This window comes from Sulfurovum sp. (assembly GCF_041551015.1).
GTDB lineage: Bacteria > Campylobacterota > Campylobacteria > Campylobacterales > Sulfurovaceae > Sulfurovum.
This window is the reverse complement of the sequence record NZ_JBFENQ010000060.1, coordinates 1-10,067: the sequence shown is the minus strand read 5'-3', so window position 1 is coordinate 10,067 and position 10,067 is coordinate 1. Positions and strand designations below refer to the sequence as shown.

Sequence of the window (10,067 nt, the reverse complement as noted above, 5' to 3'; positions counted from 1 at the left end):
TGTTGGGATGGTAGCTCTTGTAGCAAACGTTATTTGCTTGATGCTTATTTCAAAGTACAAAGAGGGTGAGGTTCATATGCGTGCCAGTTGGATATTTTCTAAAAATGATGTCATCGCTAATTTAGGTATTATTATTAGTGGTGGGTTTGTATATCTTTTGGATTCTAGATTTCCAGATCTTATTATCGGTATCATTATCTCAATCATAGTAATTCGTGGCGGCATACATATTATTAAAGATGCCTATCAGGAAAAGAAGCGTCTACCTTGAGTGAATTGCACCCGACCATCAGTACACTAAGACAAGCAAAAGAGCATACACACCTACTCTTTCAAGCTCTATAACACTTACTTTTCTTCTGTTATCTTAAAAGCAGTGCAGCCATTCAGCTTAATTGCTCTACACAAATCCCATTCCAAGCAGTGCGATACCCCCAAAATACAATAGCAGTAGTGCAGTACTTTCCAACCCAATGTTTCCCGGACCATGGCGTTGACGATAGACAAGCCCCATCAACAGTGTACCTGTCATTAAAAGCGAATTTGCAAGCCAAAATACTTCGGTAGAAGAAATGGCAGCATAAATCGGACCTTCATCGTAGGCAATATCGGATGCTGCGATAAAAAGTGTATCAAATGCATTGCCTCCGATAATATCACCAACAGCAAGGTTAAGTGCTCCCATCCTTACAGCTGTAACGGCGACAACTAATTCAGGGATGGAGGTTGAGACAGCCGTCAAAACACCACCAACAACACCGTATGATAGTCCCGTTCTCTGTACAAGAGGTACGGCTAACTGGGAAAGAAGCCATCCCGCACTTGCAACGATAATGGAATAGATAATAAAACGACCCCACAAACCTGCCAAGTCTTTTGACATCCGTTTTCTACTTTTATGTTCCTCTGTTGGGGTATCATGTGTTTTTCGTGGCAGCCACATCGGCATCTTATGTGTGCGTGAAAGCAAGTGAATACCAAGGAGATATACAGCGATTAAAAGTAGTGTGGCAGGATGTATAACCCAGATAGATAGATTAGGTACGGCGATTCCCATTAGGTGAATGCTTAATAGAGTCATCAGTAATGTCGTCATGAAGAGATTTTCCGCAGAAGCGGCAGCATGTTCAAGGTTTGCTCTTCTATAGGCAATATCAGCGATAGCAAGAAAAGCTGTCTGAGCTGCAATACCACCAAGGCTATTGCTGACAGCCAGCTCTGCGTAACCAGACATCGCAGCAGTAATGGAAGTCGTGATTCCAGAGAGCGACGTAGAAGCACCAATGAACAGCGCTCCCATCAGCACTTCACCCATCCCTGTCTCGTGTGCCAGATCACGCGCTGTTTTCGTCATCTGTATTCCGAACCATCCAACGACAAGTGTGGCACACAGAAAGGCGATAGAGATATTCATTAGTGACCAACCTGCCAAATTTATCATTTGCAACTCCTAATTAGAAATAATAGTATTTATTTCGTCTTCTTACAACGCAAACATACTTTCGGAAAGTCAGACGAACTAAAACCCAAAACTGTTTTTTTATTTTTCATTTTAAACATTCAGAGTCTATAGTTCAATAGATTAACGGCACAAAAACAAATCCGTAAAATTCCTCTTTTTCGATCTGTGTTTCTGAGATCTTTTTAAATTTAAAAATAGACTCTCTTATGGGTATAACCAATATCCCACCTATTTTCAATTGCAAAAAAAGTTCTTCAGGTGTTTCATCAGCCGATGCAGATACAAGTATCCTGTCAAACTGTTTCCCTGGAAGACCAAGCTTGTCTCCTGCTCTTTCTATGTGACAATGCGAATTAAAACGGAACTTAGACAGGTTTTCCCTTCCCTGTTCCACCAATGTATCAACTCTTTCAACTCCGATTACACTACCTTTGTCCCCTACAATATAACAAAGAAGTGCGGTGGTCCATCCTGACCCTGAACCAATGTCCAATACCGTGTTTCCATCTTGAGGGGCAAGACGTTCCATCATAAAGGCTACAGTAGAGGGTTGTGATATCGTTTGATAATTTCCTATGGGTAGCGGCGCATCTACATAGGCATCTTCTGCATATTCATCAGGTACAAAATATTTTCTGTCGATGGTTCTAAATGCATCAATGATCAGTGGACTTTTCAGCATATTCGAGGAAATCATATCATCCACAAGTCTATCCATTTTTTTCATCTACTGCTCCACAAATGCTGCGCTCATATACCCTACGACCTGTGATTCATCGCCACTGGCATCCGCACTTGTACGATAATCAAGCAGTATGGATTTCAAGCCTTTCTTTTTTGCAGCAATCAGCATCGCTTCCACACCGATCTTTCCACAGGCTTCACACCCTTGATGTAATTCAGAAGTACTCAGTTTCTTCACCGCATCCAAACAGATACTATCAAGTGCATTGGCTTTTTTAATATCATAATAGTGACTTAGGTCTGTACTGATTACTACTGCAGTCTCAGGGTCTTTAAAAAGATATTCGATCACTTCTGCAAGTTTTTCAGGTGATTCATCACCATAAACCAACTCAACTACTGAAACTTCCGGCGTGTACGTTTTAACAAAAGGTATCTGAACTTCTGTACTGTGTTCATGATGTGCTTCAGGTATGAAGTCTAGATCAAATCTTTCTTTAAGGTCTACCACAAGAGTTTTATCGATATATAATGCACCCAACGGTGTATGATACGTATCAAATTGTGAGATGCTGGTGCCCTTAAGATACACACGGTGGCTAGGGCCTATAACTACAACACGTTTAATATCTGAATTAGATAATAATCTTAAGGCTATATTTGCCGTAAAACCACTATATACATACCCTGCATGTGGGACAATGACTGCTCTTGGCCTAAGATGTAAGACACTATCCTTGTCTTTGAGATGTGTATCAATTATTTGATTGTAATGTTCAAGCATTGAGTGTATCTCATCGGGACTGGATGGGTAAAATTGTCCGGCAACAGCTGTATCTCTTGTACTCATGACCATACTCCTTCTATCATTCTATGACACTTTGGACAGTGTCCATTTTCTAAGGTATTGACCGTCACGTCATATCCCGTACGGTCTATTACCAATTCTCCACAGTCAGGACAGTGTGTATCAGCATGGACAGGTACATTTCCAAGATAGATATAGTAAAGCCCTGCTTTTTCTCCTATCTTTTTGGCACGCATCAATGTTTCCAGTTTTGTTCTCTCGTGATCTAGCATCTTGTAATCTGGATGAAATGCACTCAAGTGCCATGGTACATGTTTACCAAGATCACTGGCGATGAAGACTGCCATCTCTTCAAGATCTTTGTCACTGTCATTCTCACCTTCAATAATAAGTGTTGTGATCTCGACCCATATACCAGCATCTATCATTCTCTTAAGCGTATCTTTCACCTCTTCAAGTCCGCCTTTGAGCACCTTTCTATAGTAGGCATCATCCCAACTTTTAAGATCGATGTTCGCTGCATCAACCCAGCTTGCCATATCTTCTATGACCTCTGGCGATTCAAAACCATTAGAGACAAAGAGATTTTTGAGTCCTTTTTCTTTGGCGATCACACCAATGTCTTTGGCATAAGGGTAGAAAATGGTTGGTTCATTATACGTATACGCAATGGACTCTGCGCCATGCGAAAGTGCTAACTCGACCATCTCTTCAGGACTAACATTGATAGATTCATTGACTTTTTTCTCTTGAGAGATATCCCAATTTTGACAGAATGGACATTTAAAGTTACACCCTACTGTTCCAAATGAGAGTGCTGTACTGCCTGGCAGTACATGATTGAGTGGTTTTTTCTCTACAGGATCCACATGTACTGCAACGGGATGTCCATAAACAAGCGTTTCGAGCTCCCCATCCACATTTTTATTGATACCGCAGATACCTACCTGCCCTTCTTTGAGTTTACAGGAGTGGCGACAGAGCAGACAAATGATCCTGTCTTTACCCTCCTCTTTTGTATAATATTTCATATCTTTGTTAGATGTCATGCTGACTCCTTTATGAGTTACATTTATACTTATCGACTCAACTTATTTAATAATATCACACAGCATAATAAAAGTCAAGACACACGAGACATAATAGTGATACCCTACAAATATATTTTTTATAATATTCAGTAAATATAGAGTATACTATTTTACTCAATCACTACTAACAATAATACTAAGTAGGCAAGCTAATGAAACTCTTTAAATTTGTACTATTCATACTCTCTTTTTCGATTCTTGTTCAAGCTAAAACTTTTAAAGGTGAAGTAGAGTCCTACGGTCATGCCGGTTGTCAAACCCTGACAGAAAAAGAATCCCCTTACGTTTCATCTATCTGTGTAGATAAAGTAAAAGTCAAATACAAACTCTACAGTATGATGGGCGAACCTGTTGAAATCTATGCTGTATATTGGGAACTTAGTCCCTACATTAATTTAAGGTCAGGCAGTACTCTGGTTTCTATGATGCCTCAAGAGGTACAAGCAGCTTATGCCAAAGTTACACTGCATTATAAAAGTAAATTTATCATCAATTTAAATCATTTGAACAAGTATCGTGGCTCTTTTCGTTTTTCAGGTGGTGCATTGAAAAAATCAGGAACAGGCTATAGTTTTGATACACCGGGAAGTCCATCTTGGGACAAATACATACTCAAAAATAATTTTGGAAATAATTACTATTCAAAAAAAGAAGCTATCAATATTTTTAAATCTATACCAGAGCAACAAGCGTCTTTTAGATTTGACAAGATTGAGAACCTTGCATTTTCAAATATTTATGCTTTAAATAATGCACTTAAACCTAAAAAAGAAAAACCCGCTAAAAAGAAAAAAGACAATAAAGTCAAACAAAATAATACAGTAAAAGCAAAACAACAGACACCATCAAATATAGCTCAAACGGTACAGCCTACTACTATGCCAAACATGATGAGTACATTTAATACTTCTTCACAAGCCCAAACAAAACAAAACAAAAATACCCAAACTTCCAATCCTACACCTCTCATAAAAAATAAACCAGCTAACCAAAATGTTACATATGCATATAATGGTACTGTAAATGCCAGTTTATTGCTTCTTATTGATGTTTCAGGAAGTATGGCAGGGGCAAAACTTAAATCAGCAAAACAAGCTGCTTTAGAAACTATAGATACATCACTTAAAAAAGGAGTAGAAATATCTATATTGGCTTTCTCTGGTAGCTGTAGTAATCCTATCTCTAAACGTATTGACTTCACTAGAGATAGACAGCAACTTACAAATTTCGTAAATTCACTTTCCTCTGGTGGGGGAACACCTTTAGGTAATGCTCTGAAAATAGCAAACAATTATTTATTCAAATCCAAATCTTCATCTTCACAAACCCAAATGATCATCTTATTGGCGGATGGTGATGATAACTGTGGTAACATACGCTCTGTCATGGCTAACTTGAAAAGTCAAGGTATCATCTTTAGGCATCAAACTATTGGGCTTGAAGTCAATTCAAACTCTCAAGCAGCCAAACAATTACAATCTATAGCTACTCAATCTGGAGGTGTGTATCATCATGTTAAAGATCATAAACAGCTACCAAATATCTTTAAAGAAGCATTAGGTACGATGGAGATACTCGATATGTTAGGAACATTCGGTATGCAACAGGTAAATACAAATGATAAGAAGAAACATAACCCTTCTTCAACCCAAACACTATTAAATGACTTTTAAAGGAATAAAATGAATAAAATACGATTGATCAGTATACTCATTATACTACCACTCATGCTCCATGCTCTGCCGAAAGAAATTTTGGCTGATAAATATTTAGTAGGAGCAAAAAGCAGTATCGATAAACAAAATTATCAAGCTGCAAATGATTATTTTCAAAAAATTATTGACCTTGATATTGTATTACCCGATGATTTTTATTTTCAATACGGGAAAAATTCTCTTACACTCAAAAACTATAGCAAAGCACTCAAATACATAAATCTTTATCTTGAGAAAGCAGGAAGTTCTGGAAAGTATTATCGTGATGCTTTACTGATGTCAAATCAGGCTGAAGAAGGATTGGTACAACATAAACTCAAACAAGAAAGATGGGAACAATATAGAGCACAAGAAGAGGAAAAAAGAAGAATTGAAGCTGCAATTCCCAGATATACACTTACCATCGTTCCTAAACCAGCAAATGCAAATGTACAGATAAAATATATAAAAGATACTTATTCAGACGGCATGAGACTTAAAGAAGGAACATATACTTTAAAAATATCAAAAAAAGGCTACTACAATAAAGAGGTTACTGTGAATCTCAATAAAGATATAAAGCAGTCTGTTACATTAACACCGATCAAGAAAAAAGTAAAAAAATCAGCTACAGTTTGGCATTGTACAGCAAAAAGTAAAAGAGCTTCAGGATGGGTAGAAAGAGTTGGTCTCCAAAATGCTAAGAACGGTGCTTTAAAACAGTGTAATATCAGAAGACAAACCAACTCTGTTTGTCAAATTACTAACTGCTATAAAGTACGATAATCTCGTACTTTTTAATTTTTTATTAAATATTTGATCATCTCTAAATTCATACCGTGCGGGAGATACTACTCCTGCCGAAAAAGACATACATGCTAAAGAACCTGCTTGATAAAAACAATAATACTGCCATACTCCTCGCTGGTATACTGGCCATAATAGTTGGTGTAGGTGTGGCAAGGTTTGCTTTTACTTCACTTCTTCCCTATATGCTTGAAGACTTTTTATCGCTTACCTATGCCGGTGTATTGGCATCATTTAATTTTGCCGGGTATTTGGCGGGTGCTGTTTTTTCTATATTTATCAAAGACATCAACACCAAAGTAAAGTATTTTAGGATCGGTATGATTCTAAGCATTTTTATGTCACTTGTGCTTGCTACAACGACCAATGAAACGCTATGGTTAGTCTCAAGGATTATCGCCGGATTTGGCTCGGCTATGGTACTTATAGTGGGTGCTTCTATAGTAATGGTCAAACTGAACTTTGAGAATAAAACAAAGGCTATGGGCATACACTTCAGCGGTATTGGTTTTTCCATAGTCATATCTGAGCTTATTAGCCAATATGTTTTAAAAAATGGCACATGGTCTGATGCTTGGCTTGCTTTATCACTGTTTGCTTTTATCGTTTCTTTTTACTCTCTTTACATTTTATCTTTTGATAACGTGATCAAAAAAGAAGCTGTAAAACATACACTTTCAAAATCGATATTTTCTACCTATGTCATTCTTCTAATCTTGGCCTATTTTACTGAAGGTGTCGGTTTTGTAGTGCAAGGGACTTTTTTACCGGATATCATCAACTCTCTTGAGGGCTTAGAGGGTTATGGAAATCTAGGTTGGCTCATCGTAGGTATTGCAGGTATACCCTCTTCCATACTCTGGATGAGACTCGCTCACAACTATGGAAGTGTCAATGTCATCATTATAGCTATGGCTCTACAGATTGTAGGTATACTCATACCCACATTGAGCACAAATATCTATTTGAACTTACTCAGTGGTGCTTTATATGGGAGTACATTCATAGGACTTGTAGCACTCTTTCTCAATCTAGGTGGTCAACTTGCGGGGAAAAACCCCGTGGTTCTCATGGGAGCCATGACAGCAGCATATGGCATAGGACAAGTAGGTGCTCCACTTTACAGTGTTGCTTTGATTGAGCACTTTGGAAACTATAACTCTACGCTTTATGTGACAGCGTTTATAGTGTTTGTTGGGATATTGTTTTTGTTGTATGCAAAGAGAGTTGAGAAGGTAAAATAAGGATTATAACTATTTTGCTATAATTGAAAAAAGGATATTTATGAAATGGATTCTCTCTCTACTTTTTATCACTTTCTCCTTACAAGCTAACGAAGCCCAAGCCATTATCAAAAAACTTGAAAAGAACCTTCGTGGTGACTACATGTACTCAACTATGAGTATGATTGTCACCTCTAAACGTGGTAAACGTACTGTGAAGATAGAAAGCTGGTCTGAAGGGAATGATAAGAGTTTCATTAAAATACTCTATCCTAAAAAAGACAAAGGCATCACTTTTTTAAAGATAGACAATCAAATGTGGCAGTATATACCCAAAATAGAACGTACCATCAAAATACCGCCATCTATGATGCTCCAAAGCTGGATGGGAAGTGACTTTACCAATGATGATATGGTTAAAGAGAGTTCATTAGAGGAAGACTATAACGCTAAACTTCTTTCAAAAAGTACCAACTCTGCTACTTTAGAACTGATCCCAAAAGAAGATGCTGCCGTGGTTTGGGGGAAGATCATCATTGATGTTGATCTTAAAAATGCTGTACCTGTAAAAGAAACTTTTTATGATGATATGATGAAAAAAGTCAGAGTTATGACTTTTTCCAAGATAGAACAGCATGGAACACACAGGATACCTATGGTTATGGAACTAAAACCTCTTGATGCAAGTAAAAAGAAAAATAGTACAAAGATCATCTTTGACAAGGTGAACTTTGATACAAAAATTGACCCTTCTTACTTTACAAAACAAGCTTTAAAACGTTATTCAAGGTAAGCCGATGCTTTTTTCACTTGCATTTAGAAATCTTGTAAAATCTAAAGGTAGAAGTATCATCACCCTACTTTTGAGTACGTTTACTACTATCTTTTTCATTGTCTATGTTGCATTTATGGATGGTTCTCATCATCAGTTTATCAAAAGTTCTGTGGAGATATATACAGGGTATGTGCATGTAAATCTTAATGGATATAGAGATGAAGGTGGCTATGATAATCTTATAGAAGATACCAACAGCATTGATGCTATACTTAAAAATGATTCTTCCATCAAAACCTATAGCCCGAGGTTTGAGACGTATGCACTTCTCTCGGGTGATAAAAAAGCTGTAGGAAGCTTAATTGCAGGCATTGTACCTTCACGTGAAAAAGTCTTGAGTAAGCTGCATGAATCACTCATAAAAGGTGAGTATCTTAGTGATAATGATACCAATGCCATTTATATTGGATCTGAATTAGCCGAACGTATTAAGGTGGATATAGGCAGTCAAATAGCTATGGTTGGTTCTTCAATCGATTACTCTATTGCTGCTGACCTTTTCACCGTTAAAGGAATCTTCAAAACCGGTCTTTTTGAATTTGACTCTCAATCGGCCTTTGTCAATAAATCCTATTTGGATACTATCATGTTGAGTGATAATATGGCCAGTTATTTTATGCTTTACTTTCATGACAATGACAATATAGATAAAATGACCACAGACCTACAGGCTTTACTTCCTTCAGAGGTTGAAGCAATCAACTGGAAAATACTTCTCTCTGCATTAGTACAGGCCATGCTGGTTGACTCCATATTTAACTATATCTCCATATCCATCTTTTTTCTAGTGATCTTTTTTGTGATCATGATATTTTCCTATGTCAACATCTATACCAGAGCAAGAGAGATAGGACTCTTACGAGCCTTAGGACTCACTTCAAAAGATATCTTTGGGATGCTTTTTGTTGAAATACTGCTTCTTGCAACTATCAGTATAGTAGTTGGTACGATCATTGGTTCTTCTATTGCCTACTATTATGAACTGCATCCTATCGTAATATCCGGTATAGCTGAGACTTACAAAGAGTATGGTGTTGTTAGTGACGAGATACCTATGAACTTTGACCTTTTTACTATAGCATGGAATGCCCTGACGATCTTTATACTCAATCTGGCAGCTATTATCTATCCAATTTCCAAGATAAACAAGCTTACAGCTATGGAGGCAATGAGATATGTATAAGATAGCCCAATACCTTGCATGGCTTAGTATTTGGAGACGTAAAACACGTTCGTCAATGGTAATCATGATGATTGCATTATGTCTCAGCGGTCTGCTTGGACTGCAAGGGCTTTATGACGGAATGATAAGCCATATGATCAACACAACCATCAGAAGTGACTCCGGAGAGATATCTCTCTACAACAAGGAGTATCGTCTAAACAAAAGTCTTGACTATAGACTCACTCCCCTCTCAAAATATGAAGATGCATTCTCTCAGATCAAAGCAATTGATGCTTAC

At 37.5% G+C, this 10,067-nt stretch carries 10 protein-coding genes and 1 pseudogene; 7 read left to right on the top strand and 4 right to left on the bottom strand.

The genetic code is table 11. The annotated features are described in order from the left end of the window. The coding region (locus ABZC96_RS05400) for a cation transporter (RefSeq protein ID WP_373029631.1) at positions 1–271 on the top strand (271 nt) is incomplete at its 5' end. 129 nt (positions 272–400) lie between these two features. Here ABZC96_RS05400 and ABZC96_RS05395 read toward each other — a convergent pair. From ABZC96_RS05395 to amrS, 4 genes are all read right to left on the bottom strand, one after another. Continuing rightward, entirely contained in the window at positions 401–1,441 is a 1,041-nt protein-coding gene (locus ABZC96_RS05395) for a sodium:calcium antiporter (protein ID WP_373029629.1), read from the bottom strand. A gap of 133 nt (positions 1,442–1,574) precedes the next feature. Continuing rightward, the gene (locus ABZC96_RS05390; RefSeq protein ID WP_373029628.1) at positions 1,575–2,189 is read right to left on the bottom strand and encodes a protein-L-isoaspartate O-methyltransferase; all 615 of its coding nucleotides are present in this window, start codon (positions 2,187–2,189) and stop codon (positions 1,575–1,577) included. After that, positions 2,190–2,996: an AmmeMemoRadiSam system protein B gene (gene amrB, locus ABZC96_RS05385; protein ID WP_373029627.1), complete on the bottom strand. Its 807-nt coding sequence runs from the start codon at positions 2,994–2,996 to the stop codon at positions 2,190–2,192. Further along, positions 2,993–4,003: an AmmeMemoRadiSam system radical SAM enzyme gene (gene amrS, locus ABZC96_RS05380; RefSeq protein WP_373029625.1), complete on the bottom strand. Its 1,011-nt coding sequence runs from the start codon at positions 4,001–4,003 to the stop codon at positions 2,993–2,995. The genes amrB and amrS overlap by 4 nt, the downstream gene beginning before the upstream one ends. A 194-nt stretch (positions 4,004–4,197) precedes the next feature. Between amrS and ABZC96_RS05375 the strand changes: the two genes are divergently transcribed. The 6 genes and pseudogenes from ABZC96_RS05375 to ABZC96_RS05350 form a co-directional block, all read left to right on the top strand. After that, positions 4,198–5,718: a VWA domain-containing protein gene (locus ABZC96_RS05375; RefSeq protein WP_373029623.1), complete on the top strand. Its 1,521-nt coding sequence runs from the start codon at positions 4,198–4,200 to the stop codon at positions 5,716–5,718. Positions 5,719–5,727: 9 nt separating this feature from the next. After that, on the top strand, positions 5,728–6,525 hold the full coding sequence (locus tag ABZC96_RS05370; protein WP_373029621.1) for a PEGA domain-containing protein: 798 nt from the start codon (positions 5,728–5,730) through the stop codon (positions 6,523–6,525). Positions 6,526–6,614: 89 nt separating this feature from the next. After that, on the top strand, positions 6,615–7,790 hold the full coding sequence (locus ABZC96_RS05365; RefSeq protein WP_373029620.1) for a YbfB/YjiJ family MFS transporter: 1,176 nt from the start codon (positions 6,615–6,617) through the stop codon (positions 7,788–7,790). Positions 7,791–7,830: 40 nt separating this feature from the next. After that, entirely contained in the window at positions 7,831–8,562 is a 732-nt protein-coding gene (locus ABZC96_RS05360; RefSeq protein WP_373029618.1) for an outer membrane lipoprotein-sorting protein, read from the top strand. Between the two features lie 4 nt (positions 8,563–8,566). Then, entirely contained in the window at positions 8,567–9,787 is a 1,221-nt protein-coding gene (locus tag ABZC96_RS05355; protein WP_373029617.1) for an ABC transporter permease, read from the top strand. Continuing rightward, positions 9,780–10,067, top strand: a pseudogene (locus ABZC96_RS05350) (hypothetical protein); the annotation flags it as partial. The gene ABZC96_RS05355 and the pseudogene ABZC96_RS05350, both read left to right, overlap by 8 nt.

What these genes read in the sequence shown, in the direction of transcription:
- ABZC96_RS05395 (WP_373029629.1), bottom strand. Translation starts at nt 1,441, where the DNA reads ATGATAAATTTGGCAGGTTGGTCACTAATGAATATCTCTATCGCCTTT.
- ABZC96_RS05390 (WP_373029628.1), bottom strand. Translation starts at nt 2,189, where the DNA reads ATGAAAAAAATGGATAGACTTGTGGATGATATGATTTCCTCGAATATG.
- amrB (WP_373029627.1), bottom strand. Translation starts at nt 2,996, where the DNA reads ATGAGTACAAGAGATACAGCTGTTGCCGGACAATTTTACCCATCCAGT.
- amrS (WP_373029625.1), bottom strand. Translation starts at nt 4,003, where the DNA reads ATGACATCTAACAAAGATATGAAATATTATACAAAAGAGGAGGGTAAA.
- ABZC96_RS05375 (WP_373029623.1), top strand. Translation starts at nt 4,198, where the DNA reads ATGAAACTCTTTAAATTTGTACTATTCATACTCTCTTTTTCGATTCTT.
- ABZC96_RS05370 (WP_373029621.1), top strand. Translation starts at nt 5,728, where the DNA reads ATGAATAAAATACGATTGATCAGTATACTCATTATACTACCACTCATG.
- ABZC96_RS05365 (WP_373029620.1), top strand. Translation starts at nt 6,615, where the DNA reads ATGCTAAAGAACCTGCTTGATAAAAACAATAATACTGCCATACTCCTC.
- ABZC96_RS05360 (WP_373029618.1), top strand. Translation starts at nt 7,831, where the DNA reads ATGAAATGGATTCTCTCTCTACTTTTTATCACTTTCTCCTTACAAGCT.
- ABZC96_RS05355 (WP_373029617.1), top strand. Translation starts at nt 8,567, where the DNA reads ATGCTTTTTTCACTTGCATTTAGAAATCTTGTAAAATCTAAAGGTAGA.